The 17558-nt window shown below is 58.2% G+C and carries 17 protein-coding genes; 10 read left to right on the top strand and 7 right to left on the bottom strand.

All coding sequences use genetic code 11. From position 1 onward, the window contains the following. The first annotated feature begins 9 nt into the window (after positions 1-9). The 4 genes from pdxA (at position 10) to GSUB_RS15680 (ending at position 5989) form a co-directional block, all read left to right on the top strand. Positions 10-1014 (top strand): 4-hydroxythreonine-4-phosphate dehydrogenase PdxA, encoded by a 1005-nt coding sequence (gene pdxA, locus GSUB_RS15665; RefSeq protein WP_144402049.1) that lies wholly within the window; start codon positions 10-12, stop codon positions 1012-1014. Beyond that, positions 1011-2426 carry a phosphohexomutase domain-containing protein gene (locus GSUB_RS15670; RefSeq protein WP_040201668.1) on the top strand — a complete coding sequence of 472 codons (1416 nt, stop codon included), beginning with the start codon at positions 1011-1013 and terminating at the stop codon, positions 2424-2426. Before pdxA ends, GSUB_RS15670 begins: the two co-directional genes overlap by 4 nt. Beyond that, positions 2423-5263, top strand: a complete 2841-nt coding sequence (gene uvrA, locus GSUB_RS15675; RefSeq protein WP_040201669.1) for an excinuclease ABC subunit UvrA — start codon at positions 2423-2425, stop codon at positions 5261-5263. The genes GSUB_RS15670 and uvrA overlap by 4 nt, the downstream gene beginning before the upstream one ends. Positions 5264-5587: 324 nt before the next feature. Beyond that, positions 5588-5989 (top strand): PEGA domain-containing protein, encoded by a 402-nt coding sequence (locus GSUB_RS15680; RefSeq protein ID WP_040201670.1) that lies wholly within the window; start codon positions 5588-5590, stop codon positions 5987-5989. Between the two features lie 81 nt (positions 5990-6070). Here GSUB_RS15680 and GSUB_RS15685 read toward each other — a convergent pair whose 3' ends face one another. Then, positions 6071-6535, bottom strand: a complete 465-nt coding sequence (locus GSUB_RS15685; RefSeq protein ID WP_040201672.1) for a hypothetical protein — start codon at positions 6533-6535, stop codon at positions 6071-6073. 142 nt (positions 6536-6677) lie between these two features. On the opposite strand from GSUB_RS15685, the gene GSUB_RS19435 reads away from it, so the two are divergent. The 5 genes from GSUB_RS19435 to GSUB_RS15705 all read left to right on the top strand — a co-directional run bounded on the left by GSUB_RS19435 (position 6678) and on the right by GSUB_RS15705 (position 10415). Continuing rightward, complete coding sequence (locus GSUB_RS19435; RefSeq protein ID WP_158414103.1) at positions 6678-6830, top strand: hypothetical protein; 153 nt, start codon at positions 6678-6680, stop codon at positions 6828-6830. 4 nt (positions 6831-6834) lie between these two features. Next, positions 6835-7344 carry a rubrerythrin family protein gene (locus GSUB_RS15690; RefSeq protein WP_040201673.1) on the top strand — a complete coding sequence of 170 codons (510 nt, stop codon included), beginning with the start codon at positions 6835-6837 and terminating at the stop codon, positions 7342-7344. A 131-nt stretch (positions 7345-7475) separates the two neighbouring features. Further along, positions 7476-7808 (top strand): hypothetical protein, encoded by a 333-nt coding sequence (locus GSUB_RS15695; protein WP_040201674.1) that lies wholly within the window; start codon positions 7476-7478, stop codon positions 7806-7808. A 300-nt stretch (positions 7809-8108) separates the two neighbouring features. Beyond that, on the top strand, positions 8109-9539 hold the full coding sequence (cls, locus tag GSUB_RS15700; RefSeq protein ID WP_052465004.1) for a cardiolipin synthase: 1431 nt from the start codon (positions 8109-8111) through the stop codon (positions 9537-9539). Between the two features lie 390 nt (positions 9540-9929). Continuing rightward, positions 9930-10415 (top strand): class II SORL domain-containing protein, encoded by a 486-nt coding sequence (locus GSUB_RS15705; RefSeq protein WP_235269853.1) that lies wholly within the window; start codon positions 9930-9932, stop codon positions 10413-10415. 20 nt (positions 10416-10435) lie between these two features. On the opposite strand, the gene GSUB_RS15710 is transcribed toward GSUB_RS15705, so the two are convergent. From GSUB_RS15710 to GSUB_RS15730, 5 genes are all read right to left on the bottom strand, one after another. After that, entirely contained in the window at positions 10436-10861 is a 426-nt protein-coding gene (locus tag GSUB_RS15710) for a universal stress protein (protein WP_040201675.1), read from the bottom strand. A 19-nt stretch (positions 10862-10880) separates the two neighbouring features. Further along, positions 10881-12176 (bottom strand): TRAP transporter large permease, encoded by a 1296-nt coding sequence (locus GSUB_RS15715; RefSeq protein WP_040201676.1) that lies wholly within the window; start codon positions 12174-12176, stop codon positions 10881-10883. Further along, the gene (locus GSUB_RS15720) at positions 12176-12667 is read right to left on the bottom strand and encodes a TRAP transporter small permease (RefSeq protein ID WP_040201677.1); all 492 of its coding nucleotides are present in this window, start codon (positions 12665-12667) and stop codon (positions 12176-12178) included. Before GSUB_RS15720 ends, GSUB_RS15715 begins: the two co-directional genes overlap by 1 nt. 111 nt (positions 12668-12778) lie before the next feature. After that, positions 12779-13831, bottom strand: coding sequence for a TRAP transporter substrate-binding protein (locus GSUB_RS15725; protein WP_040201678.1), 1053 nt, complete (start codon positions 13829-13831; stop codon positions 12779-12781). Between the two features lie 353 nt (positions 13832-14184). Beyond that, positions 14185-15228 carry a TRAP transporter substrate-binding protein gene (locus GSUB_RS15730; protein ID WP_040201679.1) on the bottom strand — a complete coding sequence of 348 codons (1044 nt, stop codon included), beginning with the start codon at positions 15226-15228 and terminating at the stop codon, positions 14185-14187. Between the two features lie 231 nt (positions 15229-15459). Between GSUB_RS15730 and GSUB_RS15735 the strand changes: the two genes are divergently transcribed. After that, a complete protein-coding gene (locus tag GSUB_RS15735; protein WP_040201680.1) occupies positions 15460-15696 on the top strand; it encodes a YgaP family membrane protein in 237 nt (78 codons plus the stop codon). Positions 15697-15853: 157 nt separating this feature from the next. Here GSUB_RS15735 and GSUB_RS15740 read toward each other — a convergent pair whose 3' ends face one another. Next, positions 15854-17536 (bottom strand): methyl-accepting chemotaxis protein, encoded by a 1683-nt coding sequence (locus tag GSUB_RS15740; RefSeq protein ID WP_040201681.1) that lies wholly within the window; start codon positions 17534-17536, stop codon positions 15854-15856. Positions 17537-17558: the final 22 nt, after the last annotated feature.

The following is a 17558-nucleotide window of genomic DNA, read 5'->3' on the forward strand; positions in this document are numbered from 1 at the left end:
GAGGTGCCCGTGGCAAAACCTCTGATCATCACCATGGGAGATCCCACCGGGGTCGGCCCTGAAATCATCGTAAAAGCCCTGCTGGCCGGAAGCTTTGATGGGTTGTCTCATCCGCCGGTGGTAGCCGGCGACCCGCGCGTCCTGCAACAGGCCGCTGCAATTTTTAACCGGCAGGCGCAGATCAGAGCCGCCTCCGGGCTTGCGGACCAGGAAATCTGTATCGGCGAGAGAACACTGGCCGTGAAGACCCTGTCTCACTTCGATCCTCTGCCTGTTCCCGGACGGGCGCCCGAAGCTTCCCACGGCCGCGCCATGGCCGAGTATATCGAGTGGGCCTGTGCCCGCTGCCGCGACGGGAGTGCCGTCGGCATGGTGACTGCGCCCATCAGCAAGGCGGCCATCCGCGCGGCTGGTTACGATTTCCCCGGTCACACCGAACTGCTGGCTAAGCGCTGCGGTGTCGAGCGGGTCGTTATGATGCTCGCCGGCGCACGGCTGCGAGTTGCCCTGGTCACCACCCACCTGCCCCTGCGTTCTGTTCCGCAGGCGCTTTCCCAGCAGGAAATTTTCTCGACTCTGCGCATTACCGATTCCGACCTGACGCGCTATTTCGGGCTCAAAGCGCCGCGCCTCGCCGTAACGGCTCTCAATCCCCACGCTGGCGAGGGATGCCTGTTCGGCGATGAAGAGCAGCGCCTGATCGAACCAGCCATCAGAGAGGCGCAGGCGGCCGGCATCGATGCCCGAGGGCCTTTCAGTGCCGACACCCTCTTTCATTTTGCCGTTCAGGGCCGCTACGACGCGGTGGTATGCATGTATCACGACCAGGCCCTGATCCCCTTGAAACTGCTGCACTTCGATGACGGTGTCAACGTGACCCTGGGGCTTCCCATCGTGCGAACGTCCGTCGATCACGGCACCGCCCATGATATTGCCGGAACCGGCACGGCCAGCGCCGACAGCCTGGTCGCAGCCGTGCAGATGGCCGCTCGCATGGCCGACGAGGGATCATGAGCGAAACGACTTTCGGCACCGACGGCTGGCGTGGCATTATCGCGCGCGACTTTACCGTTGCGCGCCTGGTACAGGTCACATCGGCCATCATCCGTCACCTTCAGGATGACAATCTGGCCCGTCGGGGACTGGTCGTCGGCTACGACCGCCGTTTTCAATCGCACGCCTTCGCCGCGGAAGTCGCCGATACGGCCGCAGCTTGCGGCCTCAACGTCTGGCTGATGCAGGACTTCGCTCCGAGCCCGGCCGTTTCGTGGATGGTGCGGCACAAAAATGCCGGTGCCGGCATCGTGATCACCGCCTCGCACAACCCTCCCCAGTACAGCGGCCTCAAGCTCAAGGAGTATTTCGGCGGCAGCTCCCGGCCAGCCACCACCGAAAAAATCGAACATCTGCTGCGCCAGGCAGCGTTGCCCCATCGCGGCACCGCCCCAGGGCGCATCGAAACAATTGACGGACGCAGCGCTTATCAGGCAGCCCTGCGGGCATTCGTCAACGAGGGTCATCTTAGAGCAGCGGCCTGCCCCATCGGGCTCGACGTCATGCATGGCGCGACCGGCGATCTGCTCGCTGCTCTCCTGGCCGAGTTCGGTTTTGAAATCCGGCTCCTGCATGGCGAGGACAATCCTGGATTCGAGGGCATCAACCCCAATCCCATCGCTGGACATCTTGGCGAGTTGACTCAGCTCGTCAGATCAGGCGCGGCCAGTCTCGGCCTGGCCACCGATGGAGACGGCGACCGCCTGGCGGCCATCGATGAAAACGGTGAGTTTCTCGGTCCGCAGGAGTTGTTTCCCCTGCTTCTGCATCACCTGCTGGCCCAGCGCGGAGAGCAAGGACGCATCATCAAATCAACCTCAACCACCCGGATGATCGATCGGATCTGTGCCCACTATAATCTCCCGCTGACGGAGGTGGCTGTCGGTTTCAAACACGCATGCCAGGCCATCCTTGATGATCAGGTCCTGATGGCCGGTGAAGAAAGCGGCGCCCCCGGCATTCCCCGTCACCTCCCCGACCGCGACGGGCAGCTTGCCGCGCTGCTGCTGCTCGAATCCCTCGGCTGCACCAAACGTCCGCTGCATGAACTCAAGCACGAACTGCAACGGCAGTTCGGTCCCCTTTATTACCGTCAGCGCAACCTTCCCCTGCCCACAGTCTCGCCACAGGCATTGCCGCGGCATCTGGCATCCCTGCAGCCGTCATCCGTCGCCGGGCTGAAAGTGCAGGGCACCACGCGCATCGACGGCGTCAAATGGCACCTCGAAAACGAGGCGTGGCTGCTGTTGCGGCCCTCGGGAACCGAACCGCTGGTACGTCTTTATGCCGAAGCTCCTGCCGGGGACACCGCCGATGCCCTGCTGGACCATGGCCAGCAGATGCTGGAAGGATCGGGTCTCAGGCCGACATGATTAAATCAATCGTCATTCGCGGCGCCCGCGAACATAATCTGAAAAATATCGATGCGGACATCCCGCGTGAGCAACTGGTCGTGATTACCGGCGTTTCCGGTTCGGGCAAGTCGACGCTGGCGTTCGACACCATTTACGCCGAGGGGCAACGGCGTTATGTGGAAAGCCTGTCCGCCTACGCCCGGCAGTTCCTGGAACAGATGCAAAAACCCGATGTGGAGAGCATCGAGGGGCTTTCGCCCGCCATTGCTATCGACCAGAAATCAGGCTCGGCGAACCCACGCTCCACCGTCGGCACAGTCACCGAAATCCACGATTACCTGCGGCTGCTGTATGCGCGTGCCGGGACGGTTCACTGTCCTCAATGCGGCGGCGAAATCTCCGCGCGCACTATCGAGCAGATGGTTGATCGCATCCTGGATCTGCCTGAAAAAACCCGCCTGATGCTTCTGGCCCCTGTTGTGCGGAACCAGAAGGGGGATTTTCACAAAGAACTGGCGCAGCTTCGTGCGACAGGCTTCGTTCGCATCCGCATCGATGGCGAACTCTACGAACTTGCCCAGCCGCCGGCTTTGAAGAAGGGCGAAAAACACACGCTTGAGGTCGTCGTTGACCGGTTGGTGATCAAGGAAGGCATTGCCGGACGCCTGGCCGACTCCCTCGAAACCGCCCTGCGGTTGGCGGACGGAGTGGTGCGGGTGGAGCCCGTAGCAGCTCCCGGCGCCGACCAGGGGGAGACCGCCGAAGCCCTGGTCTTTTCCGAGCGCCACATCTGCGTAGCCTGCGGCATCGCCATGCCGGAGATCACGCCGCGTTCATTCTCCTTTAACAATCCGCAGGGCGCCTGCCCCGACTGCGGGGGATTGGGAACCCGCAAATATTTTGATCCCGAGCTTGTGGTGCCCAATCCTGACCTCTCCCTGCGTGAGGGCGCCATCGTCCCTTGGGAAAACCGTAGCGCCGTCTACTATCAACAGCTGCTCGAAGCGCTTTCGGAGCATTTCGCCTTTTCTGCCGGCACCCCCTTTTCGGAGCTTCCCGAGAATCTGCGCCAGGTGCTGCTGCACGGCTCCGGGGGTGAGAAGGTGCAATTTTTTTTCGAGCAGGGAGGGCGCAAACATCTTTACGCGAAGCCGTTCGAGGGGGTGATTCCGCACCTTCAGCGCCGCTATCGTGAAACCGACTCCGACAGCGTGCGCGAGAATCTCGAAAACTTCATGAGCGTCATGCCGTGCCCCACCTGCAAGGGAGCACGCCTGCGCCCCGATGCCCTGTGCGTCACCATCGGTTCAAAGACCATTCACCAGGTCTGCACCCTACCCCTTGCGGAAGCCGATCTTTTCTTCAGCGAGCTTCAGCTCTCGGCGCGCAAGGCTGAAATCGCCCGCCGCATCCTGGCTGAAATCAGGGCCCGCCTCGGTTTTCTCATCCGGGTCGGCCTTGATTACCTGACTCTTGAGCGCCGCGCAGACACCCTGTCCGGTGGAGAGGGGCAGCGCATCCGGCTGGCAACCCAGATCGGCTCCTCGCTCACGGGTGTTCTCTACATTCTCGATGAACCTTCCATCGGCCTGCACCAGCGTGACAATCAGCGGCTGCTCGAAACTCTGCGCCGCCTGCGGGATCTGGGCAATACGGTCCTGGTGGTGGAGCATGACGAAGAGACCATTCACGCTGCAGATTATGTCCTCGACATGGGACCGGGGGCGGGTGTCCGCGGTGGAGAGATTGTGGCCCAAGGAACGCCGCAGCAGATCATGGAACATCCCGATTCCCTGACCGGGCAATATCTCACCGGGCGGATTTCCATCGACCTGCCGCCGCGCCGCCGCGCCGCAGAGAGGTTCCTGACTCTTCGGGGAGCGCGGGAAAACAACCTGCGCAGCATCGATGTCAGCATTCCGCTGGGCTCCCTGACCTGTGTCACCGGCGTGTCCGGCTCCGGCAAGTCGACCCTGGTGATCGATACCCTCTTTCAGGCCCTGGTCCAGCGCCTGCGGCGCGGCAGGCAGAAGGCCGGCAAGGTTGATGAAATCCTCGGCTTGGAGCATCTTGATAAGGTCATCGATATCGACCAATCCGCCATCGGGCGCACGCCACGCAGCAATCCCGCCACCTACACCGGGGTTTTCGGCGATATCCGCGAGCTTTTCAGCCAGCTTCCCGAAGCCAAAGTGCGCGGCTACAAAGCGGGGCGCTTTTCCTTCAACGTCAAGGGGGGGCGCTGCGAGGCGTGCCAGGGCGATGGCACCATCAAGATCGAGATGCACTTCCTGCCCGATGTCTATGTGACCTGCGAGGTATGCAAGGGAGCGCGCTACAACCGTGAAACTCTTGAGGTCAGATACAAAGGGAAAAATATCGCCGAAATCCTCGATATGACCGTCAACCAGGCGTGCGCTTTCCTGGAGAATGTGCCGCGCATCCGTAACAAGCTTGAAACCCTGCGTGAGGTCGGCATCGGTTATGTGAAACTCGGGCAGAGCGCCACCACCCTCTCCGGCGGCGAAGCCCAGCGCATCAAGCTGGCACGGGAATTGTCGCGACGCGCCACAGGACGCACCATTTATATCCTCGATGAGCCGACCACCGGCCTGCATTTCGCGGATATCCACAAACTTCTCGAGGTCCTTCAGCGCCTGGTGGAAGAAGGCAACACGGTGGTGGTGATCGAACACAACCTTGACGTCATCAAAACCGCCGACTATGTCATCGACCTGGGACCCGAGGGAGGCCAGCACGGCGGAACCGTTGTCGCCTGCGGCACGCCCGAGGAGATCGCACGCGTGGAGGCGTCACACACCGGCCGTTATCTTCGCCCCTACCTTGACCAATAAAAAGCCTTCGCCTCGCCATGGTGTGTCACCCAGGCCTCACCGCCTGACCGAAATGTGGTCTTTTCACACACCAGGCGACAAAAAAGTGACCATTTTTCAACACATTTCGCGATCACTCAAATCCAGACTCCGTTCACCACAAAATTCATTTTTCACGGTCAGCCGCTGAAAATCTCTTTGCTTTTCAGAAAAACGCTGTAGGCTTTAAGCTTGCCTGAACCTCATTTCTGTCAACGCGGCACCGTTTTTGCTTTAAACTTGACAGCTCTTTGTGAATGTTCGCTCCACACGACATTTAACCTGCCACCAAAGAGGTCTGAATTTATGCTCAAGAAATTTCTGGCCCTTGCTCTTCTCCTGTTTTTCACCAGCGCCTGTGCGAACCAGCAAGCCCTTTTCGTTTCCCAACCGGAAGGCGCGGCGGTTTTCGTAGACGGAAAGTCCATCGGAAACACACCCTGCCGCTACGAATATAATCTGAGTGCGGGGCAGAAGCTGATGGTTACGGTGGAAAAGCCCGGCTATGAACCGATCTCCTACGCGGTGCGCGCCGACGAGGTGGATTCTGGAGAACGCAACAAGTGGCTGGCCGCCGGCGTCATCTGGAGTCCCCTGTGGCTGGGCACCCTGTTCACAAAAAAGCTCAAGGACTCCTACGAAATCGTTCTGCAGGAAGACCTTCCCCGCGTTACCGCAGGAGCAGGCGGCAGCAAAAACCGCTTTTAATCCCTCAGAGATCTCTCTCAGCAACAAAAAAGCGAATCTCTTTTCAAAGGTTCGCTTTTTTTACGCCTCACGCCTCACGCCTCACGCCTGGAGCGGCATGACCTGGTAAAGCAGCCGTCTGTTGATAATATAGTGGCTTTCACTGCTGTCGAAGGGGAAAAAATCCGGCGCAGCGTTGAGAAAATCCTTGAGTCGGCTCCTGTCCCGCGGCATCTCTACATGCAGCGTTCCCTCCAGGGTTTCTCCCCCGAAAAAAAACAGCCGGGCTGCTACCTTTTCTCCGAGCGAGGCCGTTTCTTCGTCTCCTCCAGAGCCTGCAGCATGACGTGCATGACTGACGGCTTCCTTGTTCACAAGCCGCAGGCTGCCGTCACGGTCGCGTAGCGGCAGAAAGGGCTCGATCTCCCGTAGCAACTCGAGAAGAGTCTGAGGACCGGCATGAGTATAGGCATGAGGCGCAAGGAAAACCGTGCCCTCAAGAACGATCCCGTCGGCGAGGAACAAAACCACTTCCTGCTCAATCTTGTCGAAGCGAAAATCACTCATGGAAAAACTCTCCCCCATTCTGCAGCGGTCTGTGGCGTTCAAATGATAAAAGAAATCTTAGTATGAATCCGGTTTGACGGCAACCCGCTTTTTACCCCGGCTCGGTGCGGATGCAGTTGACAATGCAGGGGTAATGATTACAATGAATTTGTTTGTAACCTCCACAGGGTTGATGTATTCCGGTGCCGCTCGCGGTGTTGCGGACCGTGGATTCAATCACTGGGTGAGCGAAATCTATCAGACAAAACCGTTTGGCGTCGTCTTCTCCCAGGCGCCCTTTTCCCGAGAGGAATGATTCCATGGCTGAATTAACCGGCAGCAAGACCGAAAAGAATCTCAAGGAAGCTTTTGCGGGCGAATCCCAGGCCAACCGTACCTACCTGGCTTTTGCCAAAAAAGCCGAGCAGGACGGCCACCCTCAGGTCGCCAAGCTGTTCCGTGCCGCCGCTGCGGCTGAAACCATCCACGCCCATGCACACCTGCGCGCCCTCAAGGGGATCGGCAGCACAGAAGAGAACCTCAAGGAGGCGGTCGGCGGCGAAACCCATGAGTTTACCGAGATGTACCCCAAGATGATTGAAGAAGCCGAAAAAGAGGGCTTCGCCGATGCCCTGCGCAGCTTCAAGCTTGCCAACCAGGTGGAGAAGGTGCATGCCGGACTCTACCAGGCAGCACTGGACAACCTCGGTAAAAACCCCGAGGTGGATTATTACGTCTGTTCAGTCTGCGGCCACACCATCGAGGGCGAACCGACCGGGCCCTGCGAAATCTGCGGAGCCGCCGCCAAAGCTTTTCAGAAGATCGACTGACCTTACCCCATAGACGCGACTACCCGAAACCGGGTCCCTGCGGGGGCCCGGTTTTTTTATTGGGATATCTCATGCACCCGTCGCAGTGCCGTGAGCTGTCAACCCTATTGCCGTTAGAAGAGGTGGATTTCATGGAAAAATGCCCTGTCTGCAAACAACCCCAGAAAGGTAAGTACTGGTGCAGCCATTGCAAGACGGTTTTCGTTTGCCCCAACCCCAACTGCGACACCCGGATCTCCAGCCGCGGGCTCGAGGCCTGTCCGCGCTGCGGCCTTTTATTCGCAGACTATATTGAAAAACGCAAAATGTACCGGATCTGCCCCAAGTGCAAAAAACGCCAGGGCCTGTCTGAAATTCAATGCAAATTCTGCAAATACTTTTTCAACTGCCCGACCTGCGGCCACCGTGTACCGTCAACCAGCATGCTGACCTGCCCCCGCTGCGCCACCAGCCTGAGGCGCTAGTGTCCCGTGCGGTTAGTTCCATTCATTAATTATGGCCCTTTTGCCCGCTGCCTTCGTTGCGCCTCCTCGGCTTAGCTTCGGCTAGGCCTGCGTCGGCGCGCCTTGCCAGCAGGCAAAATTGCTCAGAATTATCTAAATGAACTAACCGCACGGGACACTAGTGTCAGGACACAACCCATTTAATCTAGACCCAGCCTAATTATCTGGTATCATTGGAAAAGACATCCATCAGCTGCAGATCAACTGTCGGCGCGGGCGATCCACAATATTCCCCCGCGCCGCAAACTGAAGGGGCGCTTTTTGCTTGCAACCATCCTTTGGCTTATCCTGACCGGCATCGGCGTTTTTTCGGCGGGGCACGCGCTGCTCAACAAGCTCGATCCGCGAGCCGCCCTGGGCTGGATTGTGACCAACCTGGCCGTCCCCGGCATCGGGCCCCTCTTTTACTGGCTGTTCGGAGTCAACCGCATCCGTACGCGCGCCCGCGACTGGCAGACCCGCGGGCAGGGGCTGCCTTGGACCGAACCTGAGTTCTGCCCCTGGTCGCCCGAGATTGCAGAAACCCTCCCCTTCCGCCATGAGAATTTCCAGGCTCTGTTGAGTCTTTCCGACGCCGTCACCCGTCGCCCTCTCTGCCCCAGCAACCATGTCTCCGTGCTGTTCAATGGCGAACAGGCCTATCCCGCTATGCTTGACGCCATTCGCAACGCGCGTGAGAGCGTTCATCTGGCCACCTATATTTTCGAAAGCAACGCCGTGGGACGCGAATTCGCCGACGCCCTGCGCGCGGCCGCCGACCGGGGCGTTACGGTGCGGGTGCTGGTGGACGCGCTGGGCGAATGTTACTCCCTGCCCCTTGTCCGCAAATTATTACGCGGCTCAAAGGTCCATGTTGCACGCTTTCTACCCCCTTCCCTGTCGGGCCGGGGCATTTATTTCAACATGCGCAATCATCGCAAAATTCTGGTGGTGGATGATGAACTCGGATTTACCGGAGGGATGAATATCGGCGACCGCCACCTGGCAGCCGACACGCACAACAAGCACCGCGTGGTGGACATTCACTTTAAAATCGAAGGGCCTACAGTCGCCCATCTGCAGGACGCATTCCTGGAGGACTGGGGGTTTGCAACCCGCGAGCGGGTGACACCGTCACGCATTCCCGAAGCGGTCCCCCATGGCGAAGCCTTCTGCCGCGGGATCAGCGCCGGTCCCAACGAAGACTTTGAAAAGCTTCACTGGATCGTCATAGGTGCGCTCAACTGCGCGCGGGAGCGGGTCTGCATCATGACCCCCTATTTCATCCCCAACCGCGCGCTGGTCTCCGCTATCAACTCCGCTGCGTTGCGCGGCGTGAAGGTGGAGGTAATCCTGCCGCGACAGAACAACCTGCCCTTTGTCGGCTGGGCAGCAGAAGCCTACGTGTGGGAGTTGGCACGCTACGGTACGCGCATTTACTTCCAACCGCCGCCATTCGTTCACAGCAAGCTGCTGCTGGTGGATGATGACTATGCCCTGGTCGGGTCAGCCAATCTCGATCCGCGCAGCCTGCGCCTTAATTTCGAGTTCAATGTGGAAATCTATTCCAGCGCCCTGGTGAAACAACTTAAAGACCACTGCGACGCCACCATCAGAATTTCCGACCGCACCACGGTGTATGAAATAGACAGCCGCCCGTTGCTGCGGCGGCTGTGGACCAGTTTCTTCAAGCTGTTTTCTCCCTACCTTTAGGCGGCTGACCCGGATTAAGAGTCCTTCTCGCCCTTGCTTTCCTGCCCATTCTTCCGCACGGGAAGATCGCAGCTGTCCGACATTCAGGTAGGAACACCGAGGCGCGGCAGAATCCAGCGGTTGAGCACGAACCAAATAGCGACGACTCCCAGCAGAATCCATATTTCATTCATAAAAATCTCCTTTTGTTTCGCTTCACTTTATATCTATGTTTGAATGTTTGTCAAGCGCTTGACGATTGCCCTGGGCACGCTATAGTCCTGTGGCAGGACCACAAATCTAAGGGGGAGGCCTTTGGATCTTGAGAGAATGGTTTCTCTGCGTCCTTGCCTTGCCTCTCCGCGCCTCAGCGTTAAAAAGTCCAATGAAACCTATCAGGGAGAATTTATCATGAGTAAGCCGATGCAACGCAGGGATTTCATGGTACGCAGCGCATTGACCGCCGGAGGCGTGCTGCTGGCAGCCAATCAGGTGCTGGCGCAGAAAGAGAAGGACTTCCAGGGATATTACGATGTCGACAAGGAGCTGTTTGCCAACATCAATCGGGTCGCAAATCCCGAGGAAAAGACGACCCTGGAAAAAAAACATGCACCCGTCATCGAGGCGCCGGACAAAGTCAAATCCGGCGAACCTTTCGAGGTGACAGTCACCGTGGGTGAAATCGTGCATCCCATGGGAGCGACGCATTATATCCAGAGGGTACAGCTCTATGTGGGCAACGAGCCGGCGGGACGAGTCGATTTTTCACATCAGTTCAATGAGCCGCGTGCCCGCTTCACCCTCAAAACCGACAAGCCGGTCACGCTTGTGGTGCGTGAGTACTGCAACCTGCACGGCCTGTGGGAGAGCCGCAAGCAGATCGCCCTCGCCGACTGAAAAGCACTGCTTCAGATTGATCAGACCAGGAGGACAGGGCAGCGCACCTGGTGCAGCACGTAGTTGGTGACCGAGCCGAACAGCACGTCGCGGATCTCGCCGGCGTGGCTGCGGCCGATCACCAGCATCCCCACCTCTTCCTCTTCAGCCACCCGTGGAATGACTTTACGCGGGCTGCCCGTCTCAAGGCGGGTTCTGGCCTGCAGCCCTGCGGCGGTGACACGCTGCAGCTGCCTGGACAGAAAGTCCTCACCCGCCTGACGTGCCCGATCCCTGACCATATTGAGCTGAAAATCCGGGATCATCCGATACGCCAGCCGATCCACGTCGACCACGTGCAGCAGAATCAGCGGTGACGCGAAACGCGTCGGATGGGCCAGCACATAGTCGAGAGTGGCTTCCGCTGTGGGAGAATCGTCGAGGGGAATGAGAACTTTTGCATTCATGAATGAACTCCGGCAAAGATCAGCTTCCATAACCATACACCAGGCGCGGCAGCAGCAGCACCAGGTCGGGCCAGAAGGTCAGCAGCAGCAGGATGGCGATCTGGATCAGAAGAAAAGGCATGACGGCGCGCGAGACATACAGCAGGTTGCGATCCACGGTCGCGCCTGAAATGTACAGACTCACCCCCAAGGGCGGTGTGCAGTAGCCGATACCGAGATTGATGGTCATCAGCAGGCCGAAATGCATGGTGTCGATGCCGAATTTGGCCAGCAGCGGCAGAAAGATGGGCGTCAGGATCAGCGTCGCGGAGATGATGTCCATGAACATGCCGATCAGCAGAAGCAGCACGTTGACCGCCAGCAGAAAGACCCAGGGAGACTGAATGCTGGCCACCACCGCATTGGCGATCTTGTCGGGGAGCTGCTCAAACGTCAGATATTCTCCGAAAACCGATGCGCCGGCGACAATCACCAGCAATGTCGAGGAGGTCACAGCAGAAGAAACCACGACCTGCTTCACATCGCGCAGCTTGAGGTCGCGGTGGATCAATATTTCAACAAACAGGGCATAAAAACAGGCCACCACCGCCGCCTCGTTGGCGGTGAAAAACCCGGAATAAATCCCTCCGAAAATCAGAACCGGCAGAAAAAGCGCCCAGGCACTCTCGCGCATGACCTTGAAAGTTTCTTTCGCGCTCGGCCGCGGCGGCGGCTGCATCCCCTGCCGCTTGCAGACGATGTAGGCGTAGAGCGACATGGCCAGCATAATCAGCAAGCCGGGCAGAAACCCTGTCAGAAACAGCGACTCCAGGGCATCATTGGACACCATGGCGTAAAGAATCATGGCGATGGAGGGAGGAATGATGACGCCGAGGATGGGGGCGGTCGTCATGATCCCCACTGAAAACCGCTCGTCGTAGCCGTTTTTAACCAGCGCTGGAATCATGAAGCCGCCGATCGCCACCACCGTCGCCACGGTGGAACCGGAAATGGCGCCGAAAAAGCCGCAGGCGAGAATCCCCGCCATGGCCAGACCGCCGGGCAACCATCCCACCAGGCAGTTGGCCGCCTTGATCAGTTTTTCGACAATGCTGCCGGTGGTCATGATGTTGCCGCACAGCACGAAAAACAGCACCACGACCAGGGCGAACTTGTCCATGCTGCGATAGAGAACTTCAATGACAATCTGTGGATCGATGCCGACCAGCCACACCAGGCCGATCATGCCGGTGAAAAACAAAGCCATGAACACCGGTACCGTGGCACCAAGCAGACCAAGAAGAAGCGCAAGGATGATGAGATAGCCGCCTTCCATCAGAACCTCTCCCCGCGCCAGTCTTCCACCATCACCAGCAGGGTCCGGACAAACATCATCACGCCCATCAGCGGCAGCACGGCATAGAGAATCCACTCAGGCATCTGCAGGCTGGTTGTGCGTGCATATTCATCCTGGTAGATCAACCAGGTCATCTGCCCGCCAAGGTGGATCATCAGACCGCAGAACACCAGCACGACCAGATGGCTGACCAGGGTCAAAAAACGTTTGGTGACGGGAAAGAGCTGCGGGATGGCATCGATTCGGATCAGTGCGCGGGAGCGCACCGCGGCGACACAGCCGATATAGGTGGTAAAGTAGATGACCTTGCGCACCACCTCATCGGACCAGTAGAGGTTGATGTCGGCAGTGAATTTGCGTAGCAAGACATTGGCCATGGCGGTGCACAGCGCCACCATGACCGCCAGAAACAGCGACCACTCCTCCACAAACGCCAGAGTTCGGTCAATGATGCGGAAAACTTTTTTCAAAACGGACCTCAAAAAAGGACCGGGGGTCAGAGCCCCCGGTCACAGAAATTTCGGCCATTATATAGGAGGCTGTCGGATTTTGGAAGTCCGACAGCCTCCTAGAGTCGGACATCAGTTGCCAAGAGTCTCGCGAACCTTTTGAAGATAGTCGGGGCCGATGCGTTCGCCCCACTTGCTCACCACCGGTTCGGCCAGGTTGATAAGCCGTGCCTTGTCCTCTGCGGACAGGGGGTGAAAGCTGACTCCTGCTTCCCGCGCCAACGCGAGCTGTTCCTCATGCTGCCGGCGGGTCGCCTCGCGGGCTGCGGCGCTCTCCTCTGCAATCACATTCAGCAGAATCTCCTGCAGGTCCTGCGGCAGGCGATCAAACCAGCGCTTGTTCATCAGATGAACGAAAAGCCCCTGGGCATAGTTGAGTTCGGTGAAATGCTTGGCGATGGTGAACTTTTTTGTGATGTTGGAGACGATAGCGGTATGATCGAGGCCGTCGATCACCCCCGTCTGCAAGGCCTGCGGCACATCGGGCCAGGGCATGACGGTGAATTTCAATCCCCACGCCTTGTACAGATCGGTGTTGACCGGCGCCTGGGCTATGCGGAAATTAACTCCTTTAGCCTCGTCAAAGGTGCGCACCGGCACCGTTGTCGCCCAGCCGTACGGCCCGTAATTGGTGATATCTACGACCATGACCCCTTTGCCCAAGGCGCTGTCGCGAAACGGCTCCCACAGTTCGGGGGTGTTGCGGAACGCCTCGAGCTTGTCGAAGGTATCCACCACATAGGGAAGATTGACGATCCCGAGACGCTCTGCCACATTGGCGGCAGCCACCGAGGAGCTGAGCATGCCGTGCACCGCTCCGAGACGCAGCTTGCCGATCACATCGCGCTCGCCGCCCAGTTGCGCCAGCGGCCTGAAATCCACGAAAAGACGCCCGTCGGAGCGCTCCCACACCTTGTCGCGAATGCGGTAGCCTACAGCGACCCCCTCCATCGCCGGATGGGAGATGTTGGACAGGATATAGGTGTATTGCGCACCGCTCGGATCAAACGCAGGTCTCCACCCCGAAAGCGGATCGGTCTTCTCCTGGGCAAGCCCCCCCGATACGGAAGCAAAACAAAGGGCAAGAGTAAAAATCGACAGAACGAACCATCTTTTCACGTGCATTCTCCTTGGGTACGGCTTGTTGTGACTGGAAATAGAATAAGTTTACACAGAATAAAACAAACCCTGTTCTGAAAAAACCTTTTTCCATGTTGATTGACACTGCAAGCGCGTTAATTCAACCCTCCCGAAAAAACGTTCCATGGCGGCAAACCCAAAAAACAAAAAAGACCGCGGGGCTTTCAGGCCACCGCGGTCGATAATGATAAGTCAAAGAACTTGAACCACCCGTTCACTTCGTTCACTAGAGAACACAGAGGTCACCGAGACAAGAAGTGAGAATTTTTTATGGTTTTCTCTGTGCCATCCTCTGTGCACTCCGTGATCCCTGTGATGAAAGATTATTTTCTGAGGTTTCAATCTCCCAGACGCGTGCGGACTTTTTCCAGGTAATCCTCACCGATCTTCTTACCCCACTTTTCATATACCGGGGCAGCCAGCTCTTCAAGACGTTCGCGATCCTTTTTGGAAAGCTCGAAAAAAGTCACTCCGTTTTCACGCGCGGCGGCGATCTGCGCTTCCTGCTGAAGCTTGGTCAGGTTGCGGGCGCGGGCGCTTTCCTCGCGGATGGTGTCCAGCAGGATATTGCGCAGATCCTCCGGCAAGCGGTCAAGCCAGCGTCGGTTCATCAGGTGAATGTAAAGCCCCTGCGCATAGTCGACCTGGGTGAAATAACGGGCGATATTGAATTTACGGGTAATGCCGCACACGATAGGCGTGTGGTCCAGCCCGTCGATGACCCCGGTCTGCAAAGCCTGGGGCACATCAGGCCAGGGCATGACGGTAAACTTCATGCTCCACGCTTTATACAAATCGGTATTGACCGGTGCCTCGGCAATGCGGAAATTGACCTCGCGCGCTTCTTCGAGAGTCCTCACCGGGGAGGTGGAGGCCCAGCCGTAGCTGCCGTAGCCGGTAAAGTCCACCGCGGTCACCCCCTGGGGAGCGGCAGCCTGCGAAAAAGGCTCGAACAGCTCAGGATCGTTGCGGAAATTTTCCAACTTTTCAAAAGTATTGACCACGAAAGGAAGGTTGACGATGCCGAACCCCGGCGCCAGATTGGCAGCCGCCACCGATGAACAGAGCATTCCCTGTACCGCCCCCAGCTTGAGCTTCTGCAATACGTCGCGCTCGCCGCCCAATTGCGCCAGCGGACGAAAATCTACAAAGAGACGGCCGTTGGAGCGTTCCCACACTTTATCGCGGATATGATATCCAACCGCGATCCCCTCGATGGACGGATGGTCGACATTGGAGAGGATATAAGTGTACTCGGCACCGCTCGGATCGAAATCGGGCGTCCAGGAGGCAAGAGGGTCCGCTTCCGCACTCACCCCTGCAGGTGCGATAAAAACCATCAGAGCCAAAACGATCAACCAATTAAAGATTCTTCCTGACATGGGCAGCTCCTTTGCAGCACCGATCTTTTCGTGGTCTGAGGCCTGAATAACAGCGAATCAGGCCGCCTTGTCACACCAATTAATGCAACATAGTCCGTAACATGGCCGGGGTCAAGGGAGATTTCAGGAGAAAACGGGCACCCCGGGGCCGAAAGATTCAACAGTAAATAACCGGGAAACCCGTTGCATTCGCCAACCGCGACTGTATCTTTGGAGAAAGGGGAAAATCGGATGACTCATAAGGTTTTTTCAGAAAGGGGAGACCGCCATGATCATGACCATCAATCGACCATCAATCGACTTCTGCGACTGGTTGCGGGCGCTTTCGTGACGTTGACGGCGTTGCTGGCAGCAGTTCACAGCCCGCACTGGCTGTGGCTGACCGCCTTTGTCGGCCTCAACCTTGTTCAAAGCGCCTTTACCAACTGGTGCCCCATGATGGCGATCCTGCGCCGCACGGGCCACTAGTGTCCCGTGCGGTTAGTTCGTTTAGATAATTCTGAGCAATTTTGCCTGCTGGCAAGGCACGCCGACGCAGGCCTAGCCGAAGCTAAGCCGAGGAGGCGCAACGAAGGCAGCGGGCAAAAGGGCCATAATTAATGAATGGAACTAACCGCACGGGACACTAGAGTCGAAACTCCTCTGCCAGTGCGCGCAGTTCGTCGGTGAGGCGTTCCATCTCGCTGATACTGCGGATAATACCCGCCGCTTTTTCGGCATTGCGCCGCAGACGCTCCTCGGATCGCCCGAAATGCTCGGAGACCTTGTTGGAGACCTCCATCTGGTAGCGGGTGGATTCGGTAACTTTCTTGATCTGTTCCTCACGCTCGTTGAGGCTGCGATCAAACTCGTGGTTGGCGCGCACCTGCTCCTCCATGCCGCGGGCAATCTGGTCTGAGGCGCCTTTCATATCGTTGACTCCCGCCTCGATCTCCCGCAGGTCGCTCTGCTGTTTCTGCATGGCCATGGCCATGGATTTGACGGCATTGAGGTTCTTGCCCGCCTGGTCAAGAAGCCCCTGGGCGCGTTCGTTCTGCTCTCCGGTCAAGCGGGCGATCTGCTCGGACGCCCCGGCGGCGTCGACGGCACTGGCCATGATCTTGCGCAACGCCTCGCCGGTGGAGATGGAGAGTTTTTTGCCGGTCGCGATGCGCTTGGCGGTGGCGTCTACCGCCGCGGTCACTTCACGGGTATCGCCGCTGATACCACGCACGATGCGATGGATATCCTGGGCACTGGCGGTGGTGCGATCCGCCAGGTCGCGGATTTCCTCGGCCACCACCGAAAATCCTTTTCCTTCTTCACCGGCCTTGGCGGCGATGATCGCGGCATTGAAGGCCAGCAGCTCGGTGTCCGAAACCAGCTCTTTGATCACCTCGATAATCTTGGCCACCTCGCCGGTCTGCACCGAAAGCCTCTTCATAGCATCGGTGGCGCGGAGGCTCTCTTCCTCGATACGCTCCATCTCTTCAATGGAGGTTTTGACAACATCCAGGCCCTCCCGTGCGTCGTTTTTAACACGATCGGCCGCCTCGGAACTCGATGAAGCGCCCCAGCGGATTTTTTCCAGCGAATCTCCCAGAGTGTCAAGATCCTGAGTGGTATTGCCCACCGCGCTGATGACCTCATCGGCCTGACTCTGCACCTTGGCGATGCTGGTCGTCATCTGCTCGGTGATACGCGAGGTCTCCTGGAATTTGACCCGGGTGCGCTCCATGGCACCGGCCATCTCCTCCAGCGAAGCGGACAGCTCCCGCGAAAGAGCGGCTTCATCCTGAGAGCGGTGAGAGAGACTTTCGAGCTGCTCAAGAACCTGCTGCTGTTTCTCCATCATGCCAACGACATCCTTGTTGGAGGCGGTCGCCGCGGCCAGCCCCTCACGGGCACGGTCGGAGAGATAGCGGGTCGAATCGGCCAGGGTGCGAAAATGCGGGATCAGTTCATTGACGGCGCCGTAGGTGCCGCCCACCAGACGCTGAACACGTTCGACGGCATTCTCCTCCGCCAGAAGCAGGGTCTCAACCGACTCCCCGCCGGAGAACTCCATCGTTCCGGCAATATTCCCGAGCAACTGCAACTGAGAGCGCAGCTGCTTTTTAAGCGTGCCGCGCACGAAAAAAAAGCTCAGCGCACCGACAACGTAGCCCATACCCAGACAGAGGGCCCAGAACGCCGGGGAATAAGCAACCGATCCCAGCAGCGGCCGCGCCAGAAAGGGGAAAACGACGCCCGCCCCCAAGCCGGTTGCGTGAGTGAAAAGCATGACTTTCTTGATATAACTGAGATCCTGGGAACGTTGAGTGACCATGTTCGCCCCGCCTGAAGGTGTT

Source organism: Geoalkalibacter subterraneus, from assembly GCF_000827125.1.
Classification (GTDB): Bacteria; Desulfobacterota; Desulfuromonadia; order Desulfuromonadales; family Geoalkalibacteraceae; genus Geoalkalibacter_A; species Geoalkalibacter_A subterraneus.